An 18,886-nucleotide genomic window follows, 5' to 3' on the forward strand; every position below is an offset into this window, starting at 1 on the left:
GGCGCTGCACCCTGCGGCAAAAACACGCCGCGCCCTCAAGTTTTACCCTGGTTCGCCGTTAAGCAGTCGAGGTCCGCTCGCCGGGAAGTGACTCCCGCTGGTTACGCGGCAACAAGCAGGATCAACCGCGTCGAGCATCGACGTCGCCCTGTCACGGGGCTGTTCGCAGAAGGCGGCACTTTTGCGGTGCAACGCGGGAGGACCAAACGGGATAAGACATGGGTCAGATCACCCTTTCACTCAAAGACGAAACCGTCGCTAATTTGCGCAAGGATTTCGACGCTTTTTTGCGCGTCTCGCTCAAGCTCGACCCGCAATTCGCGACGCCGTCGTTTGAGGACTTTCTGCGCGCCAAGCTGCTCGACAACATGGTGCCGCTCACGGAACACGCGGTGAAGCGGATGTTGCAGGGTGGCCAATACGCATGGGCCAAGCGCACGCTGGACAAGGAATTCCCGGATGTAGTCGCGATCCTGATGCAGCAGGCGACCGAGTTCGGTTTTGGCTTCGCCTCGCGCTCCGAATGGACGCCCGAGGAACTCGCGAAGCAGTGCCACGACTGGGCGGCCGCGATCGTCAAGGAATCGGAGGGCGATGCGTCGCTGGTGGATCCGCTCGCGGCCCAGATCAAGGGGGCGGCCCAGGACATCCAGGCACTCGAAGAAGCGATGCAGACCCCGGCTTGGCGGCTCGTCGAGTCGTTGCGCCAGCGTGTCTACGAAGCGAAAGTGGCCTGCGAGACCAGCATCGGCAGCACGGCGCGTGAAAAGCTCGGCGAACTGCGCGGCCTGCTGCGCCTCGGCATCTCGCACGGCTCGTTCCAGAAACAGGAAGCGCAGCAGATCATGGAATATCTGCGCCTGCTGAAGCCGGAAATTTTCGTCGAAGAACCCTACGATATCTTCTCGCGGCTCGCCGCGTGGCTGCGCAATTTCTTTACGCCGCCCCCGCGGCAGCAGGCGCCGCAGCAACAGCCGCGCCAGTCGCGGTAGGTCCGTCAAGCGCGTTAAGCGCATTAAGCGCATTAAGCGGCGCGGAGTAGCAGACCGCGCTGAGTTCTACCGCGGCCGTCCACTGCCGTTCTCAGTCCCACATGTTCCTGAGCTTTGCCGCGATCTCGAGCTTCGCCCGCGCAGCGGCGGCAAGTCCGGCTGCGCTCGGCGGCACTGGCTCGGCCACACGCGGCCAGGCATAGGCATCGAAAAGCGGCAGCAGGTGCGCCGGAATGAAGCGCGTACGCGACGCCCAGACATGGCGGTCGCCGAGATGCGTCTGGTTATGCACGTAGAAGCGCTGCGGCACGACAATATGCAGGTCCTCCTTCGCGCGCGTCATCGCCACGTAAAGCAGGCGGCGCTCTTCGTCGATCTCCTCGTCGCTGCCAGTACCGAGGTCCGAAGGAATGCAGCCGTCGACGCCGTTCAGAACGAATACGTTGCGCCACTCCTGTCCTTTCGCGGAGTGAATCGTCGAGAGGATCAGATAGTCCTCGTCAAGTAGCGGCACGCCGGATTCGCCGCTGGTCGCGTCGGGCGGATCGAGTGTCAGTTCCGTCAGGAAGCGCTCGCGCGACGCGTAGGTGCCGGCGATGCTCTCCATTTGCATCAGATCCGCATGACGGACGGCGGCGTCTTCGTGATTGCGCTCGAGGTGCGGTTCGTACCAGCGCCGGATCAGCTCGAATTCGGCCGGCCATGGCGTGCTCCGGTTGCACAGGCTCGATATCAGCACAACAAAGGGCTGCCAGTCTTCGAGTGCGCGCGGCGGCGGCGCGAAGGCAGCGAGGGCGCCGGCAGTGGCGTTGGGTGTGGAGGTGCCGCTGGCCGCCCCTGCCACCGCGGCCGCATCGAGTGCCCGCGCCGCCGTCGCCGGGCCCACCCCGGGCAGCAACTGCATGACCCGGAACCCGGCCACCCGGTCGCGGGGATTCTCGGCAAAGCGCAGCACCGCGAGCATGTCTTTCACATGCACCGAATCGAGAAACTTGAGGCCACCGAACTTCACGAACGGAATGTTGCGCCGGGTCAGCTCGATTTCGAGCGCGGCGCTGTGGTGCGCCGCGCGGAACAGCACCGCTTGCGCCTTCAGCTTCATGCCGGCTTCGCGCGCTTCGAGCACCTGCTCGACGACGTAACGCGCCTGATCGGCCTCGTCTGCCACGCTCACGAGGCGCGGGCGCTGTGCCGAAGCCTTGTCGGTCCACAGGTTCTTGGTGAAGCGCTCGCTGGCGAGCTCGATCACCGCATTCGAGGCGGCCAGAATCGGCTGCGTGGAGCGGTAATTGCGCTCGAGCGTGACCTGCTTCGCGGGCGGATTGAAGTGCCCCGGAAAATCGAGGATATTGCGCACGGTCGCGCCGCGAAACGAGTAGATCGACTGGGCGTCGTCGCCCACTACGGTCAGACCGCGCCCGTCGGGCTTCAAAGCGAGCAGGATCGACGCCTGCAGGCGGTTGGTGTCCTGATACTCGTCGACCAGCACGTGGTCGAAGCGGCCCGCGAGGTCGGCGGCGATCGCCGGTTGCCCGGCCATCAGCGACCAGTACAGCAGCAGGTCGTCGTAATCGAGCACGCTCTGCTTCTGCTTGGCCTCGACATAAGTGGCGAACAGCATGCGCAAGTCCGCCTCCCATTCGCGGCACCACGGAAACGCGCTCGCCAGCACGTCCGCCAGCGCCGCGCCGGTATTGACGACGCGCGAGTAGATCGCAAAGCAGGTGTTCTTCGACGGAAAACGCCGCTCTTTCGCCGAGAGGCCGAGTTCGTACCGCACCAGGTTCATCAGGTCGGCGGAATCCTCGCGGTCGTTGATGGTGAAGCTGGGTGTCAGGCCAATCAGATCCGCGTATTCGCGCAGCAGACGCGCGCCGATGCCGTGAAACGTGCCGGACCAGCTCAACCCCTGCGCGAGCGCAGCCCGCGCGCCCAGTGCCTGGGTGGCAATGCGCGTGACGCGCCGGGTCATTTCGAGCGCGGCCCGGCGCGAGAACGTCAGCAGCAGGATGCGGCGCGGATCGACGCCCTTGACCACCAGATGCGCGACCCGGTGCGCCAGCGTATTGGTCTTGCCCGAACCCGCGCCGGCAATCACCAGCAAGGCGCCGGACGGCTGTGTGACGTTATCGGCGCCGTATTCGACGGCTTCGCGCTGGGCGTCATTGAGCCTGGCCAGCCAGGCGGCGGTATCGGACGGCGCGGGATCGGCGACGGAGAGCACAGGAGTCCGGGGCAACAGGTCGAGGAAAGGGGCGAAAATCGAGCCGCGAATTGCGGCGAAATCCGGGGACGAAATTCGGCAAAAGGAGTCAGCGCCGCATACTGTATATCCATACAACCTGCGCCGACAAGCGCCCTTTTTTCGGCATGCTGCGACCGGACTCGCGAGCCGCGCGCAAACCGTGGCCCAGCATAAAACGAAGCGGCCCGGGCGCTCTCGCGCTCCGGGCCGCTGCGGGCTTGCCGCGGACAACGGGCAAACCCGTCGTCCCTGCATGCCATGCTTAGTGCTTGACGTCCGAACCGTCGTCCTGGGCTGGCGTCTGGCCTTGCATGTTCATCTTCATCTCGTTGTTGGCGGTCTGCTTGTCAGCCTTCTTGTTCAGCTTGGCGTCACGGACCTGTTCCTTGTATTGCGACTTGGCGGCAGCCTGCTGTTCCTTCAACTGCTGCTTCGACGCCTTCTTCGACGCGCTATATTCCGCGTTAGCCTTCGCGTCGGCATCGCGCTTTTGCACCAGCGGATCGGTCGAACCCGTTGCCGTCAGGCGCTGCGGCGCCGGCGCAACGCCTTGCGCAGCCGGGGCTGCGGTGTCGGCGGCGGGCGCGGTCATCTGCTGGCCGGCCGCGGCGGCATCCGGTTGCGCGGTGGTCTGCGCAAACGCGCCGGCGGCGGTAAAAGTGGTCAAGGCCGCGCTCAGGGCGGTACCGATCAGGAGCGAACGAATCTGGGTCATAGCTATCCTCTCTAAAATTGTTGTCAGGACACGGGCGCCTAGGTACGACTGCACTGCTGCTGCGGTGCTTTGCAGTGCTAAGGCGGCGAGCCGTCGTCAGCAATGCATCAAGTGCCTTGCGCCCAGTCTGTTGTTGCCAGCCACTGTATGTGCAGCAGGCTCTTCTACAGAGCTTCACTTTACGAGTGAAGTTCATGAGAAACGACCACTGTTACGGAACGTTTCATTTTCTGACAAAAATATAACACCTGCTTTCAGTTACCTCACCTGATCCTGGAGGGGTCTGCCGGCAGGCTTCTGGCTTATCATGCGAACCCCATTACCCATGCCGCAATCGCCATGCCTAATCTCGATTTCACGCTGACCGGCGACTACGTCGAACTGCACAATCTCCTGAAGATAACGGGGCTAGCCGACAGCGGCGGCTCCGCCAAGCTGATGGTCGCCTCGGGCGCCGTGACCGTGGATGGCCAGGTTGAACTGCGTAAAACCTGCAAAATTCGCGCAGGCCAGGTCGTTTTGCTCGGCGACACGCGAATCGCCGTTCACGAGGCCTAGCACCACCGTGGTGCCCGCTAGGGCCGCCGCCCTCGGCGTCACGCGGCCGTCCTCGCAGTCCTGCCGGTCCCGCTGACGCGCCAAAAATCCGCACCAAAAATGTGCTTACAGATCGACAACAGCACGCCTACACAATAAGCTGTCAGTTTTGACAGAAAAAACGGTGCGTGCGCTGCCCGCATCGTGTCCCGTTCATGACCCAATCCGGCCTCTCCCGGGTGGCCGCCCCGCCGCCTACCCTTTCCCGTCACGCTGCCGACACCGCCCGCCTCGCCGCCCCGCTCGCCATTGCCCAGTTGTCGCAGATGGCGATGGGCGTCACCGACACGATCCTGCTCGGCTCGCTCGGTCCCGACGCGCTAGCCGCCGGCGGCCTCGGCGCCAATCTGTTCTTCGTGGTCGTCACGCTGCTGCAGGGCGTGCTGACCTCGGTGAGCGTGAGCGTCTCGCACGCCCGCGGCGCCCAGGCCGAGGACCGCGTGCCGCACATCTACTGGACCGGCTTCGTGATGTCGGTGCTGTTGTCGATTCCCGCCTTCGCGCTGCTGTCGTTTGCAACGCCGGTCTTGCTCGCCTTCGGCGAACCGCCGCTGCTCGCGCACAACGTCGGCGAGTACGCCGCCGTGCTGCGCTGGGGCGCGCTCGGCAGCCTGATCGGGATCGGCCTGATGCGCTCGTTCCTGCCGGCCATCGGTGCGGCGAAGCGGCTGCTGTGGGTGTCGCTGGCAGGGGTCTTCGTCAACGGATTCCTGAACTACGGCCTGATCCACGGCGCCTATGGCCTGCCGCACCTCGGTTTTCTCGGCTCGGCAACCGCCACCACGATCACGGTCTGGATGACAGCGCTGGTGCTGATGGCATGGCTGCATCTGCGGCCGCGCTATCGCCATTTCGTCACGGCGACGCGGCCGAAATTGCCGTTGATGGGCGAGCTGTTCAGCATCGGCTGGCCGGTCGCGATCACCTATGGCGTCGAATCCACGCTGTTTCTGGCCACCGGCCTGATGGTCGGCCTGCTCGGCGAAGCGCAGCTCGCGGCGCACCAGATCGCGCTGAACGTCGCCTCGGTCGCCTTCATGGTGCCGCTCGCGATTGGCCAGGCGGCCAATGTGCGGGTGGGCTACTGGTCGGGCGCCGGGCAGCCACTCGCGGCACGCCACGCCGGTTTCGTGGCGATCGCGCTCGGCGTAGCCTTCATGTCGCTCTCGGGGCTTGTGCTGATCCTCGCGCCGCACTGGATCGTCGGCCTCTACCTGCATCTGGACGACCCCGCCAACGCGGCCACGGTCAAGCTCGCCAGTTCGCTGCTCGGTGTGGCCGCCATCTTCCAGATCGTCGACGGCATGCAGACCGTCGGCTCCGGTTGCCTGCGCGGCCTGAAGGACACCCGCGTGCCGATGCTGGCCGCAGCGCTCGGCTACTGGGGCATCGGTTTTCCGACCGGTTACACGCTGGCGTTTCACTTCGGACTCGGCACCAGCGGTTTGTGGTGGGGTCTCGCGGCCGGCCTCGCGAGCGTTGCGCTGCTGATGACGCTGCGTTTTCACAAGCTCAGCCTGCGCCGCGTCCCGCTGGCGTCACGGCCGTCGGCATAACACATGCCGAAGCACGCGGCTGCGCTGGTGCCGGACAGTCCAACCCGGCGAGCTAAGCAAAGCAGGTATCGTTAGTTGGTGCGAGCCACAGCGCGCGATAGGATTAAACCGTCTTCTTGACACTCCTTCCTCTGACAGGGAAAGAAACTGGGTTTGAACCCGTGCACTGCGCGGGTTCTTTTTTCCAGCTTCGCTTGGGGTCCGGGCAACGCGTTCGCGCGAACGGTAAAATACGCGCCGGTTGCCTCACAGACCTACCCCCGGTCGTCCCGATTGCCACAACCGCCCGCCGCGTCCCACAAGGGCGCACCGCCTCACGGTCAGTGATCCGCTGCCCATCGTTCGTCGCACCGCACGCCGGACCACGCGCTGATGCGTCGGCGCAAGGCCAACGCCTTGGCCTCGCCAGCACGCACACGCGCGAATCGTCATTCAAAAACAGAACCAAGGACCTCCTGACATGCTTGCCCGGGTTACCCGTCTCTTTCCGCTGTGGGCCGTACTGGTCTCTCTCGCCGCCTACTTCTCGCCGGCTTCGTTCAGCCCGATCGCGCCGCACGTCACCACGCTGCTGACAATCATCATGCTGGCGATGGGCGTGACCCTGTCCATCGCCGATTTCAAACGCGTCTTCACCCGGCCCGCGCCGGTTGTCGCCGGCATCGTGCTGCACTACCTCGTGATGCCGCTTGCCGCATGGGCCATCGCCAAGGTGCTGCATATGCCGCCCGACCTGACGGCCGGCATGGTGCTGGTGGGCAGCGTCGCGAGCGGCACCGCGTCGAACGTGATGATTTATCTGGCGCGCGGCGACGTGGCGCTGTCGGTGACGATCAGCGCACTGTCGACGCTGGTCGGCGTGTTCGCCACACCCTTGCTCACACGCCTTTATGTCGACGCGTCGATCGCGGTCGATGTGCACGGCATGCTGATGAGCATTCTGCAGATCGTCGCGCTGCCGATCGTCGTGGGCCTCGTGATCAATCATCTGTTCGGCAAGCTGGTGCGGGTGGTCGAGCCTGTTTTGCCGCTCGTCTCGATGGTCGCGATCTTGCTGATCATCTCCGCGGTCGTGGGCGGCACGCAGAAGAGCATTGCCTCGGTCGGCCTCGTGGTGATGCTGGGTGTCATCCTGCACAACGGCATCGGCTTGCTCGGCGGATACTGGGGCGGCCGGCTGCTCGGTTTCGACGAAGCCGTGTGCCGCACGCTCGCCATCGAAGTCGGCATGCAGAACTCTGGTCTTGCCGCCACGCTGGGCAAGCTGTATTTCTCGCCGCTCGCGGCCCTGCCGGGCGCCTTGTTCTCGGTGTGGCACAACCTCTCGGGATCGCTGCTGGCCGGCTACTGGGCCGGCCGCCCCGCCAAGGGCTCTACCCATCCGGATGGCGCAGCCTCGTTCACGGCCGAGCGCGGCTGATGCGCTGTTGATCCGAGGTTGATACGCTGGTAGCGCGCTCGTCAGCGACGAGCGCGCGCCAAGCCGCAACGCAACGCAACGCACCAACCCCAAATTCTCAACACACATTTCCAACGGGTAACTCGTTCGTATAACGAATTATCGAACCTCCGCCACCAAAGCGCACGAACTGCGCCATCCACCTCGCCCCGATGGCGCCCTCACCCGTATCGACGCAACCTGCGCTCGCCGCGAACCTGTTCGAACAATTCCCCTTAGAATGCTTTCCTCGACGGACCACAGGTGCATCGGGTATACGCCTTTAGCATTCGGGCGTGTGCGAACCGAATCCAGCGGAGAAATAGCGTGCCGGCGTACGACAGCAACAACAAGATCGCGTCGCAGGATCATCAGGGAATCGCAGGCACGGCAACCAGCACGCGCCATGCCGCGCGCACGCTTACCAACATCGGCAAGCGTTGCCTGGTTCTATGCGCATTAGCGGCAGTTTTGACCGCCTGTGCGAGCCGACCGCCCGCGGCCGCGTTCGATCGGCCCGTCACTCACGCGTTGCCCACCTCCACCACAACTGCCCTTGGTACCGCGCTCGCTCCCTTCGAGCAGGCGCACCCAGGCGAATCGGGCTTTCGCGTGCTGTCCAACGGTACGCAAGCGCTGCAGATGCGCATCGCCCTCGCCCGCGCCGCTACGAAAACGCTCGACATGCAGTACTACATCGCCAACGAGGACACCACCGGCAAACTGCTGCTCGGCGCCGCGCTGTACGCGGCCGATCACGGCGTGCGGGTGCGCATGCTGGTCGACGACCTGAATTTCAAGGACATCGACGACGTCATGGCCGGCCTCAACTCGCACCCGAACATCGAGATCCGCGTCTTCAATCCGTTCGGCAGCACCCATCGCAGCGTGTTCGAGCGCACCAGCAATCTGTTCACGAAGATCGACCAGTTCACCCGCCGCATGCACAACAAGGCGATGATCACGGACAACCAGGTGGCGATCGTCGGCGGCCGCAATCTCGGCGACGAATACTTCAGCGCGAGCCCGACGCTGCAGTTCCGCGATCTCGATGTGCTGGCTGCCGGCCCGATCACCGCGGATGTCTCGGCGAGCTTCGACGAGTACTGGAACAGTAGCGGTGCGTATCCGCTGCGTGCGCTGAACCAGCAGACCTTCTCGCCGCAGGAACTGGACGCCACGCGTGACGCCTTGCGCGCGCACTGGCGCACTAACGCCGATCCGTACAACGCAAAGCCGCTCAATGCGACCCCGCTAGCCGCGCAGATCGCCAACGACTCGCTCGGCCTCACCTGGGCGCCGGCGGAATTCAAGGCCGACACGCCAGGCAAGATCGATCAGCCCTCGCCCGATTACGTGAGCCCGCCGATGCAGCGGCTCGTCGAATTGACGAAGGACGCCCAGAAAGAATTCCTCGTGATATCGCCCTACTTCGTGCCGCACGATGCCGGCGTGCAAGTGCTCGCGCAACTCACCGGGCGCGGCGTGCGGGTGGCGGTTCTGACCAATTCGCTCGCCGCCACCGATGCGCTCGCCGTGCAGGCCGGCTACAGCCCGTACCGGGTGCCATTGTTGCAACACGGTGTGGAGCTCTACGAGTTCAAGCCGGAACAACGCAGCGCGCGCGTCTCGGTAACAGGCTCGAGCTCCCGTGTCAGCCTGCACGCGAAAACCTACGTGATCGATCGCAAGATTCTCGTCATCGGTTCGATGAACCTCGATCCGCGTTCGGCGAACCTGAACACCGAACTGGCGCTGGTGATCCATAGTCCTGCGCTCGCCGCCGAGGTCGCCACCCTGTTCGACCGCGCCACCGCACCCGAGACGAGCTACCGCGTGACCCTCGCCACACCGGCGCAACTTGCCGGCCTCAGCTATATCGGCGCGCCCCAGTCGCAACTCGAATGGACCGACAAAGAGGACAACACCTGGCGCACCTACAACTCCGATCCACAAGCCGGTTTGTACCGAAATCTGCTGACGGGTCTATTCTTGCTATTGCCGGTCCAAGGACAGCTTTGATGCGCCTGATCGAGCGCCAGCGGTGCGGCCGCGTGCGCTAGCCGAACCATGCAGTGATCCACGTAATCCTTTAATCAAGTTAGGAGCGGAGCCGACCATGACCGAAGACGTACGAATGGAGCGCGACACATTCGGCGCGATTGCCGTGCCGAATGCCCAGTTGTGGGGGGCGCAAACGCAGCGTTCGCTGCAGAATTTCCGTATCTCGACGGAGAAGCAATCGCCGGAGCTGATCACGGCTCTTGCCGTCATCAAGCGCGCGGCGGCCGAAGTCAATCTGGGCCTCGGCGTACTCGACGAGAGCAAGGCGAAGGCCGTCATGCAGGCTGCCGACGAGATCATCGACGGCAAGCACCCCGGCGAGTTTCCGCTGGCGGTCTGGCAAACCGGTTCCGGCACGCAGACCAACATGAACCTCAACGAGGTGATTGCGAACCGCGCGAGCGAACTGCTCGGCGGCGAGCGCGGCGAAGCGCGCAAGGTGCATCCGAACGACGACGTGAACCGTGGCCAGTCGTCCAACGACGTGTTCCCGACCGCCATGCACGTGGCCGCCGCGTTCGCCATCGTCAAGCATCTGGTGCCGGCGTTGAAGACGCTGCGCGACACGCTCGACAGCAAGGCCAAGGCCTTTGCCGGGATAGTCAAGATCGGGCGCACGCACTTGCAGGATGCGACGCCGCTCACGCTCGGCCAGGAGTTCTCGGGTTATGTCGCGCAGCTCGACCACGGCATTCGCCACGTCGAAGCGACGCTACCGCATCTGTACGAGCTCGCGCAGGGCGGCACCGCGGTCGGCACGGGGCTCAACGCGCATCCGCAATTCGCGGACAAGGTCGCGGCGGCGATCGGCAAGCTGACCGGCCTGCCGTTCGTGTCGGCGCCCAACAAGTTCGAAGTGATGGCCGCAGCCGACGCGCTGGTGTTCGCGCACGGCGCACTAAAGACTGTGGCCGCCAGCCTGATGAAAATCGCCAACGACATCCGCTGGCTTTCGAGTGGCCCCCGCTGCGGGCTCGGTGAACTGTCGATTCCGGAAAACGAACCGGGCAGCTCGATCATGCCGGGTAAGGTCAATCCGACCCAGTCCGAAGCCATGACGATGCTGTGCTGCCAGGTGTTCGGCAACGACGTCGCGGTGAACATGGGCGGCGCGAGCGGCAACTTCGAACTGAATGTGTTCCGTCCGATGATTGCGCACAACGTGCTGCAATCGATTCGCCTGCTTGCCGACGGCGCACACAGCTTCAACGACAACTGCGCGGTGGGCATCGAGCCGAATCGAGAACGCATCGACACGCTGCTCAACGAGTCGCTGATGCTGGTGACAGCGCTCAATCCGCACATCGGCTACGACAAGGCCGCCAAGATCGCCAAGCAGGCGCACAAGGAAGGCACCACGCTGAAGGCAGCGGCGCTCGCGCTCGGCTTTGTCACCGAGCAGCAGTTCGACGAGTGGGTGCGGCCGCACGACATGGTGGGCAACAAGACGGGCTGAGGCTGCGCGAATCCCACCGGGGTCCGGCCGCGCTACCGGACCTCGGGCGTTACCCGCTTAAATCTTGCCCTTAGCCACTTCTTCCGGCTTGAGTTCGACGATCGCGTCGAGCGCTTCCTTCACATCCAGCGCGTACTTGGCGAGACGGCTCTGTTCGTCGGTCTCCGGCACGTAGGCCGGCACCGGCACCGGATGGCCGTTCTCGTTGACGGCCACCATCACGACCAGACAGTCGGTGGTCTGCATCAGCTCGCCGCCCTTCGGATCGCCCGCCTGCACCGACACGTGAATGTGCATGCTGGTGCGGCCGGTATGGACGACCCGGGCGCGCAGTTCGACCAGATTGCCGACCAGGATGGGCCGACGGAAGCGGATATTGCCGACGCTCACCGTCACGCAGTAGCGCCCCGACCAGACCGCGGCACAGGCGTAGGCGGTCTCGTCGATCCACTTCATCAACGCGCCCCCGTGCACCTTGCCGCCGAAATTGACCGAGGTGGGTTCGGCGAGAAAGCGGAAAGTGGTTTCGGAACGGTCCAGCGGCGCAGCGGAAGGGGTGCTCATCTTGACTCCGATCAAACTATGTGTCGAAAGGAGCCGATTATACGAGTGCAATTTTGACTGCGCTGTGCGATGAAGGCCGGTAATTCTGTTTTACCGCCACCGAAACAGAGCCGGGGCGGCATTTTATTTGTGATAGGAAATGCCTTCGTCGATCGTGCCGTACATTGTAAAACCGCTCGAATCGGCGCTCGGCGGGGCCGAGCCACCCTGTGCGCAGGCAGCGCACAACAGCACGGTAGCGGCGATAACAAGCAGGCGTTTCATGACGGCGTTTTTCCGGAAGACAGGTTTTGATTCTAGCCTGGCGATGCCAGGCCGCGCATAAGCCGCACCCTTACCTGTTACCCCGCCTTGCCTCGTGGAGGTCGTGGCTGCATTCGACAATTCACGCTAACCTGAAACATCGAATGCAGCGGCGCGATACAGTGAACACCATGGCGAGCACTCGCGCGCGCCGCAACAGCTTTACATGGGAGCTCCATATGCCCGCCTCGCTTTCCGACACACACAACCACTTCCCCGGCTTGAGCCGGATCGGCGCGCTGCTCGCCGACCCCGGCCGGGCCGCCATGCTGTGGGCGCTGATGGACGGCAGCGCGCGCCCGGCCGGCGAACTGACGATCGTCGCGGGCCTGTCGCCCTCGGCCGCCAGCGCGCATCTGGCGCGCCTCACCGAAGGCGGCCTGCTGGCCGTCGAAGTGCGCGGCCGGCACCGCTACTTCCGCATTGCGTCGGCCGACATCGCCGCCTCCATCGAGGCGCTCGCCAATGTCGCCGAGGCAAGCGCGCCGCAGCGCACGCCGCTGCGGCCGGCGCGCACCGTGCCGCTCGAGATGCGCTACGCGCGCACCTGCTACGACCACATGGCAGGCGAACTCTCGGTGCAGCTCTTCGAGCGGATGCTGAGCCACAAGCTGCTGACCTTGCACGGCAGCACGCTCGAAGCCACCTCGGAAGGCGCCTCGCGGCTCGCCACCTGGGGCATCGACGTGGCCGGCCAGCAAAGCCGCCGGCGCCGCTTCGCCTGCACCTGCCCGGACTGGAGCGAACGGCGCCCGCACCTGGGCGGCGCGCTCGGCGCGGCCCTGCTCGATGCGTGGTCGTCGCACGGCTGGGTGGAGCGCACCGACCGCCCACGCATCCTTAGAATCACCCCGGCCGGTCATCAGCATTTCAACGATTTTTTGAAGAACTGATCGCAAAGCGGCTACATCAAGCATTCAATTTCATTAAGAATCGGCCACTTAACACTTTTTGTTACACGCGAGGTAAGGAGGCTTACAAATGTGGGGGCCTTGAAACAGGCCCCAACGGTAGAGTGCTTTCACGGATGCAACACAACCACGCGTCCGCAAGAGAGACAACATGAAAACACTCACCGCACCAAGCCGCTCAATGCGCCGCCTAACGGGTTCTACCCTGGTGGGCTATACACTCATCGCCGCAGCAGCCTTCACGCTTGCCACCCAGGCGTCCCTCGCCCAGGAAGCACCTCCGGATAACGCGCCTGCCGCGACCCAGAACAGCGTTCCGACCGATCCGCCGGGACGCGTCGCGCGGCTTAACTACAGCTCGGGCGCCGTGACGACCGAACCCGCTGGCGCCACCGACTGGGCCTACGCGCAGATCAACCGGCCGCTCACGACCGGCGACCAGTTGTGGAACGACCAGAACGCGCGCTCGGAACTACACATCGGTTCTACTGCAGTACGTCTCGGCGAATCGACCAGTCTCGACATTCTCAATCTCAACGACACCAACGCCCAGTTGAAGGTCGCGCAAGGCACGCTGTCGACGCGCGTGCGCGAACTCGCACCGGGCTCGACCTATGAGATCGACACGCCGAATCTGGCGCTCGGCATCAGCGCCCCCGGCGACTACCGCGTCGACGTCGCGCCGGACGGCAGCAGCACGACCGTCACCGTGCGCAGCGGCAACGCCACCGTGTATGGCGACAACGGCCAGGTGCCGATTGCCGCCGGCCAGCAGATCCGCTTTGCCGGTACGGCCCTGCAGCAGGTCGCGGACAACGCCGCACCGGGCCTCGACGGTTTCGATCAATGGGCCGCCGGCCGCGATGCCGAGGAAGATCGTTCGGTGTCGGCCCGCTATGTCTCGCGCGACGTGCCCGGTTATCAAGACCTCGATGCCAACGGCACGTGGCGCAGCAGCCCGCAGTACGGCGAAGTGTGGGTGCCTAACGCGGTGCCGGCGGGCTGGGCGCCGTATCACGACGGTCACTGGGTCTGGCAAGCGCCTTGGGGCTGGACCTGGGTCGACGACGCACCGTGGGGCTTCGCGCCGTACCACTACGGCCGCTGGGCGTACGTCGACGACACGTGGGCGTGGGCGCCCGGTCCGGTGATCGTCGATGCGCCGCCGGTGTATGCCCCGGCGCTGGTCGCCTTTGTCGGCGGCGGAGGCGGAGGCGGAGGCGGAGGCGGAGGCGGCTCGTTCAACTGGGGCGTGAGTCTTGCAATTGGCGGCGTGGCCGCGGCAGGCGTGGCCTGGTTCCCGCTTGGCCCGGGCGAACCGTGGCACCCGCGCTGGGGCGACTGGAGCCCCGGGTACTACAACCGCGTGAACAACTACAACCGGGTGAACATCACGAACGTCAACAACGTGACGAATATCACCAACATCAACAACATTCACAACACGTACATCAACTATCGCGCGCCGGGTGCTGTGACTGCCGTGCCGGCGACCGCCTTCGTGCATGGCCAGCCGGTCGGCCGGTTCGCGCAGAAGGTCAACCCGGCGCAATGGCACAACGCGCAGATCAACCCGGGCGGCCCCGGCATTGCGCCAGTGCGTCAGAGCTTCGAGTCCGGCATGCGCAATGCGAATTACCGGCCGCCCGCTGCAGTGATGGCGCGCTCGGTGGTGGCGACGCGCAGCCCGGTCGTGCCGCCGGCCTATCACGACACGCTCGCACAACGTTTTGCGCAAGGCGGCGGTCGTGTGCCGGGCGCGGGCGAGCCGATCGTGCGCACTTCGATGCCGGCGCATTTCACGGGTGCCGAGTCGCATGGCGGTCCGGCTGCAGCCGCGCTGCAGAACGTGAAGGTGGTCCAGGCGAATTCGCCGCGCATGGCCCCGGGCGCGGTGCCGCATATCGCACAGGGTGGCGTGCGGCCGGGTGAACCTGCAGCAGATGCTGCTCGTCCGGGTTTCGGCGGTCCGAACGCGGCGCAAACGCGGCAAGTTGCACAAGCGCCGCATGCGATGCCCGAACAGGGCCGGCCGGGTACGCCGGCGGCGCCGGGTACACAGGCTCAGATGGCCAACGAACGAGCGCAGGAACGCCCGCAAAACAATGACGTGCCGCGTCCGCCGCAAGCTGGGGGCGCCGCGCCGAACGGCTTCGCGCAGCATGGTGGAGAGCCGGTGAATGCGCAGCAGGCCGCAGCCGAAGCACGCCACGAACCCGCATGGACCCAACCGCATACGCCGATGGCGCTGCAGGCCCAGCGGGAGCCACACGCACCGGCGCAGCCGCAGCCAGCCGAGGCGCGGACAGCGGAAAATCATCCGCAAGAGGCTCAACAGGCGCCGCGTGCAGAGTTTCACCCGCAGCCACAGGCCCAACCGCACCAGGAATATCACCCGCAGGAGGCCCAGCAGGCGCCGCGTCAGGAATTCCACCCGCAGCCACAGGCCCAACCGCACCAGGAATACCACCCGCAGGAGGCCCAGCAGGCGCCGCGTCAGGAATTCCACCCGCAGCCGCAAGCTCAGCCGCATCAGGAATATCACCCGCAACAGGCCCAGCAGGCGCCGCGTGAACAGTTCCACCCGCAGCCCCAGGCGCAACCGCGTCAGGAATACCATCCGCCGCAGCAGGCCCAGCAGCCGCGCCCTGAGCCGCGTCCGGCGCAGCAGGCTCAACAGCCGCATCCGCAGCCGCATCCGGAGCAGCACTCGAACAGCGGCGGCCACGACGAGCATCGCAGGAGCTAAGAGGACGAGAAGTTACCAAAACGAGGGCACTTGAAGGCGGTCCAGGACGTTGGGACTGGTACCACTCACCGCATTAACGGCTCACCCGCCACCCGCCCCTTCCGGCCTCGCAGCCGGCCTCTGCCCAGCCCGTGATCCGGGCAACAAAAAGCCCACGCATTTTTTCTGCGTGGGCTTTTTCACTGCGGCGCGCGCGGCAGAGGCTGCGCGCAGAAACGAATCAAACCGCCATCGGCGCGGTCAGCGGCTCGTGATGCCGGTAGCCGACCAGCGAAAAGTCCACCGGCTCGATTTTCTCGAGCCACTCGGGCTCGTACACGCCCGTCTTCGCGTATTCCGGCACCCGCTCGGCGATCGCCAGTTGCGGGCTCTCGTACGGCTCGCGGCCGATCTGCCGTTGCAGCATGTCGAGCTGGTTCTCGTAGATATGGGCGTCGCCGATGAAGTACGTGAACCAGCGCGGCGTATAGCCCGTCAAGCGTCCGACCAGATGCAGCAGAGCCGCACCTTCGGTCAGGTTGAACGGCGTGCCGAGGCCCACGTCATTGCTGCGAATGTACAGACACAGCGAGATTTCCCGGCGGGCAGCGTTCGGCAGGAACTGGTACAGCAGGTGGCACGCCGGCAAGGCGATCTCCTCCAGCACCGCAGGATTCCACGCATGAAACAGAATGCGCCGGTCGGCGGGGTTCTGCATGATCGTATCGAGGCACTGGCGCAGCTGGTCGATCGCCTTGTACAGCAGCACCTTGCGGGCACCGTCTTCCACGAATTCGGTGACGACCCGATAGCCGCGACCGGTCGCATCCGCGATCTGCGCGTTCGCTGAGGCGTCCAGCACCTTATAGGCCGGCCATTTGCGCCATTGCACGCCATACACATCGCCCAGGTCGTCCGGGCCTTCGCGATACGGATTGGCCAGCCACTGCGGATTCTGATTGGCGTTCGCGTCCCACACCTTGCAGCCGAGCTCGCGGAAATCCGCCGCACTGCGCGAGGCGCGCAGGAATCCCACCAGTTCGCCAATCGCCGATTTAAAGGCGAGCTTCTTGGTGGTCACGGCGGGGAAACCCTGCTGGAGATCGAAGCGGAGCATCGCGCCCGGCATGCTGATGGTGCGGATGCCAGTGCGGTTCTCCTGCCACGTCCCGGTGTCGAGAATCGAGCGGACGAGGTCGAGGTATTGTTTCATTCGGGTTCCTTCGGCCCGGCGCCGGGCGCCCAGGACTTTTTGCGACAAAACCCGATTCTAACAAGCGCGGACGACCGACGCGCCGACACGCCTTTTCTGCTGCGCGACCGCCTGCCTGCGAGCGCCGCCAGGCGCGTCCGCTCAAACCGCCCAACCACGCTACTTACACGTACCGCAGACCTTCAGATATGCGGCATGGTGGCCGGCTCGGCATGTGCGCCAATCGGCTCGCCTTCCATGTGACGCATGCCGTGCGCGCACAGCAAGCGGTACAGCGTAACCCGCGAGATACCCAGTTCCTGCGCCGCGTCGCCGAGGCGGCCGCGATGGCGCAGCAGCGCCAGTTCGATAGCCTGGCGTTCCGCCGCTTCGCGCGCCTGGGCAAGCGACACCGGCACGATCTCCACGTATTCCGCCAGCTCGAGATCGCGGGCGGTGATCGCGCGACCTTCCGACATCACGATGGCGCGACGCACCCGGTTGATCAGTTCGCGCACGTTGCCGGGCCAACTATAGTTGTGCAGTGCGGCGATCGCATCGGGCGCAAACCCGCGCAGACGGCGGCTTGCATCTTTTCTGAAACGTTCCAGCATGTGCCGCGCAAGTAGTTCGATATCCTTACCACGCGCACGCAACGGCGGTTCGTCGATTTGCAGCACGCACAGGCGGTGATATAGATCGGAACGGAAACGTCCTTCGATCATCGCTGCATTCATATCGACGTGGGTGGCCGAGATGATCCGCACGTCCACATCTACCGCGCCGTGGCCGCCGAGGCGCTCCACCTTGCGCTCCTGCAGGAAACGCAGCAGGCTCGCCTGGCTTTCGAGCGGCAGGTCGCCGATTTCATCGAGAAACAGCGTGCCGCCATTGGCCGCTTCGACCCGGCCGATCTTGCGCTGGTTAGCCCCCGTAAAGGCGCCACGCTCATAGCCGAACAACTCCGATTGCAGCAGGTGCGGCGGAATCGCGCCACAGTTGATCGGCACGAACGGCGCGCTGCGCCGCGACGAACGCTCGTGGATCGCCACGGCGGTGAGTTCCTTGCCGGTGCCCGACTCGCCCGAGATGAACACCGGTGCGTCGGTCATCGCCACTTTGCGGATCGAGCGGAACAGCGCGAGCATGGCGTCGCACGAACCGACCATTTCGCCTTCGGTGCCGTTCGGTGCGTTGTCGTTGGAAGCGGGCTCGCCGAGCGAGATCATGCCGTAGGCGTGTCCTACCGAGTCGACGATCCTGTCGCCCGAGTAAGGCACCGTCACGTAGTCGAAACAATAGTCGCGCACGAGCCGGCGCAAAGCCGCGTCCTGCAGTTGGCCGGGCATGGTGGCAGCCACCCAGCCGACGTTCGGCATCGTCAGGCACGACTCGAACGCAGCGATTTCGTGCTGCTGGAAATGGCTCGAAAGATCGAGCAAGCCGCCCGCTGCCATCCCGGCGCGAACGGCACGGCGTACGTCGCGCGCCGAACCGACCACTTCGACGTGCCAGCCACGCTGGTTGAACCTGGTGTTCAGCTCCGCGCTAGGGTCACGCGAAACGTAAATCAGTTGCCGCGTTGCGGGTTCCATTATTCAGATCCTCTCGTCAACGAACGTTAAGGATGACGGCACGCACCTGAACATGTTTCAGACACGTTGACCCAGTTCGGGATTCGCGCATAGCAAATAACCGAACGGCCATTCCATTCCGTGCGGACAGCTGATCCCCGAAAAGCGGCGTGTGTGATTGAGACGGCCCAACGTCGGGCTTTTTTTAAATGTGACTCTGTTTTCGAGAGCTTACTATACGCGCGCCGCTTCGAAAACAAATATGCGAATTTAATCGCCCCCTCGCCGTCCAGCAAGGCTGGGCGGGCGTTACACAAGTCTGCGCAATCTGAATAAAACGTTTCCAGGGTGGTGGGCTACGTATCTACCCTGACGTTTAGCGTACCGGCGCTAATTGCGAATTATCGGTATTTCCTGCCACTCGTTTCAGGGCTGAAACGTTTTTCCCTCATTTTCACATATCGGCTCTTCGCCGCCTTCCCCCCACCCAGTCGCATCAACGGATTGCGCCTCATGGCACACGTTTCGCTAAATGTCTCGCACCAAGGAGA

14 protein-coding genes are annotated in these 18,886 nt (G+C 64.5%); 8 read left to right on the forward strand and 6 right to left on the reverse strand.

Going from position 1 to position 18,886, the window contains the following annotated elements:
* Positions 1 to 218: 218 nt before the first annotated feature.
* Positions 219 to 992 (forward strand): DUF4088 family protein, encoded by a 774-nt coding sequence (locus BLQ92_RS11545; protein ID WP_090684446.1) that lies wholly within the window; start codon positions 219 to 221, stop codon positions 990 to 992.
* A gap of 91 nt (positions 993 to 1,083) precedes the next feature.
* Here BLQ92_RS11545 and BLQ92_RS11550 read toward each other — a convergent pair whose 3' ends face one another.
* Positions 1,084 to 3,216 (reverse strand): ATP-dependent helicase, encoded by a 2,133-nt coding sequence (locus tag BLQ92_RS11550; RefSeq protein WP_090684448.1) that lies wholly within the window; start codon positions 3,214 to 3,216, stop codon positions 1,084 to 1,086.
* A 283-nt stretch (positions 3,217 to 3,499) separates the two neighbouring features.
* Positions 3,500 to 3,952: a hypothetical protein gene (locus tag BLQ92_RS11555; RefSeq protein ID WP_090684451.1), complete on the reverse strand. Its 453-nt coding sequence runs from the start codon at positions 3,950 to 3,952 to the stop codon at positions 3,500 to 3,502.
* Positions 3,953 to 4,291: 339 nt separating this feature from the next.
* Here BLQ92_RS11555 and BLQ92_RS11560 point away from each other — a divergent pair, with 339 nt between their 5' ends.
* The 5 genes from BLQ92_RS11560 (at position 4,292) to fumC (ending at position 11,063) form a co-directional block, all read left to right on the forward strand.
* On the forward strand, positions 4,292 to 4,510 hold the full coding sequence (locus BLQ92_RS11560; RefSeq protein WP_074265967.1) for an RNA-binding S4 domain-containing protein: 219 nt from the start codon (positions 4,292 to 4,294) through the stop codon (positions 4,508 to 4,510).
* 194 nt (positions 4,511 to 4,704) lie between these two features.
* Complete coding sequence (locus BLQ92_RS11565) at positions 4,705 to 6,105, forward strand: MATE family efflux transporter (RefSeq protein ID WP_090684453.1); 1,401 nt, start codon at positions 4,705 to 4,707, stop codon at positions 6,103 to 6,105.
* Between the two features lie 460 nt (positions 6,106 to 6,565).
* Positions 6,566 to 7,525 carry a ketopantoate/pantoate/pantothenate transporter PanS gene (gene panS, locus BLQ92_RS11570; protein ID WP_090684455.1) on the forward strand — a complete coding sequence of 320 codons (960 nt, stop codon included), beginning with the start codon at positions 6,566 to 6,568 and terminating at the stop codon, positions 7,523 to 7,525.
* 447 nt (positions 7,526 to 7,972) lie between these two features.
* The gene (locus tag BLQ92_RS11575) at positions 7,973 to 9,565 is read left to right on the forward strand and encodes a phospholipase D family protein (protein WP_425194919.1); all 1,593 of its coding nucleotides are present in this window, start codon (positions 7,973 to 7,975) and stop codon (positions 9,563 to 9,565) included.
* 97 nt (positions 9,566 to 9,662) lie between these two features.
* Positions 9,663 to 11,063 (forward strand): class II fumarate hydratase, encoded by a 1,401-nt coding sequence (gene fumC, locus BLQ92_RS11580; RefSeq protein WP_090684459.1) that lies wholly within the window; start codon positions 9,663 to 9,665, stop codon positions 11,061 to 11,063.
* A gap of 57 nt (positions 11,064 to 11,120) precedes the next feature.
* Here the strand turns inward: fumC and BLQ92_RS11585 are convergent, their stop codons facing one another.
* Positions 11,121 to 11,627, reverse strand: a complete 507-nt coding sequence (locus BLQ92_RS11585) for an acyl-CoA thioesterase (RefSeq protein WP_090684461.1) — start codon at positions 11,625 to 11,627, stop codon at positions 11,121 to 11,123.
* A 123-nt stretch (positions 11,628 to 11,750) separates the two neighbouring features.
* Complete coding sequence (locus BLQ92_RS39935) at positions 11,751 to 11,891, reverse strand: hypothetical protein (protein WP_175772278.1); 141 nt, start codon at positions 11,889 to 11,891, stop codon at positions 11,751 to 11,753.
* 218 nt (positions 11,892 to 12,109) lie between these two features.
* Between BLQ92_RS39935 and BLQ92_RS11590 the strand changes: the two genes are divergently transcribed.
* Positions 12,110 to 12,823, forward strand: a complete 714-nt coding sequence (locus BLQ92_RS11590) for an ArsR/SmtB family transcription factor (protein ID WP_090684849.1) — start codon at positions 12,110 to 12,112, stop codon at positions 12,821 to 12,823.
* 169 nt (positions 12,824 to 12,992) lie between these two features.
* Positions 12,993 to 15,590 (forward strand): DUF6600 domain-containing protein, encoded by a 2,598-nt coding sequence (locus tag BLQ92_RS11595; RefSeq protein ID WP_090684463.1) that lies wholly within the window; start codon positions 12,993 to 12,995, stop codon positions 15,588 to 15,590.
* A gap of 220 nt (positions 15,591 to 15,810) precedes the next feature.
* Here BLQ92_RS11595 and BLQ92_RS11600 read toward each other — a convergent pair whose 3' ends face one another.
* Together BLQ92_RS11600 and BLQ92_RS11605 are read right to left on the reverse strand one after the other, a co-directional pair.
* On the reverse strand, positions 15,811 to 16,782 hold the full coding sequence (locus BLQ92_RS11600; RefSeq protein ID WP_090684465.1) for a thymidylate synthase: 972 nt from the start codon (positions 16,780 to 16,782) through the stop codon (positions 15,811 to 15,813).
* A 182-nt stretch (positions 16,783 to 16,964) separates the two neighbouring features.
* Positions 16,965 to 18,356, reverse strand: a complete 1,392-nt coding sequence (locus BLQ92_RS11605; protein ID WP_090684467.1) for a sigma-54 dependent transcriptional regulator — start codon at positions 18,354 to 18,356, stop codon at positions 16,965 to 16,967.
* Positions 18,357 to 18,886 lie beyond the last annotated feature (530 nt).

The sequence above is a fragment of the Paraburkholderia phenazinium genome (assembly GCF_900100735.1).
Taxonomy (GTDB): domain Bacteria; phylum Pseudomonadota; class Gammaproteobacteria; order Burkholderiales; family Burkholderiaceae; genus Paraburkholderia; species Paraburkholderia phenazinia.

Bases quoted from the DNA above. Each gene is read 5' to 3' on its own strand.
- BLQ92_RS11545 (WP_090684446.1), top strand. From the start codon at position 219: ATGGGTCAGATCACCCTTTCACTCAAAGACGAAACCGTCGCTAATTTG.
- BLQ92_RS11555 (WP_090684451.1), bottom strand. From the start codon at position 3,952: ATGACCCAGATTCGTTCGCTCCTGATCGGTACCGCCCTGAGCGCGGCC.
- BLQ92_RS11560 (WP_074265967.1), top strand. From the start codon at position 4,292: ATGCCTAATCTCGATTTCACGCTGACCGGCGACTACGTCGAACTGCAC.
- BLQ92_RS11565 (WP_090684453.1), top strand. From the start codon at position 4,705: ATGACCCAATCCGGCCTCTCCCGGGTGGCCGCCCCGCCGCCTACCCTT.
- panS (WP_090684455.1), top strand. From the start codon at position 6,566: ATGCTTGCCCGGGTTACCCGTCTCTTTCCGCTGTGGGCCGTACTGGTC.
- fumC (WP_090684459.1), top strand. From the start codon at position 9,663: ATGACCGAAGACGTACGAATGGAGCGCGACACATTCGGCGCGATTGCC.
- BLQ92_RS11585 (WP_090684461.1), bottom strand. From the start codon at position 11,627: ATGAGCACCCCTTCCGCTGCGCCGCTGGACCGTTCCGAAACCACTTTC.
- BLQ92_RS39935 (WP_175772278.1), bottom strand. From the start codon at position 11,891: ATGAAACGCCTGCTTGTTATCGCCGCTACCGTGCTGTTGTGCGCTGCC.
- BLQ92_RS11590 (WP_090684849.1), top strand. From the start codon at position 12,110: ATGCCCGCCTCGCTTTCCGACACACACAACCACTTCCCCGGCTTGAGC.
- BLQ92_RS11595 (WP_090684463.1), top strand. From the start codon at position 12,993: ATGAAAACACTCACCGCACCAAGCCGCTCAATGCGCCGCCTAACGGGT.
- BLQ92_RS11600 (WP_090684465.1), bottom strand. From the start codon at position 16,782: ATGAAACAATACCTCGACCTCGTCCGCTCGATTCTCGACACCGGGACG.
- BLQ92_RS11605 (WP_090684467.1), bottom strand. From the start codon at position 18,356: ATGGAACCCGCAACGCGGCAACTGATTTACGTTTCGCGTGACCCTAGC.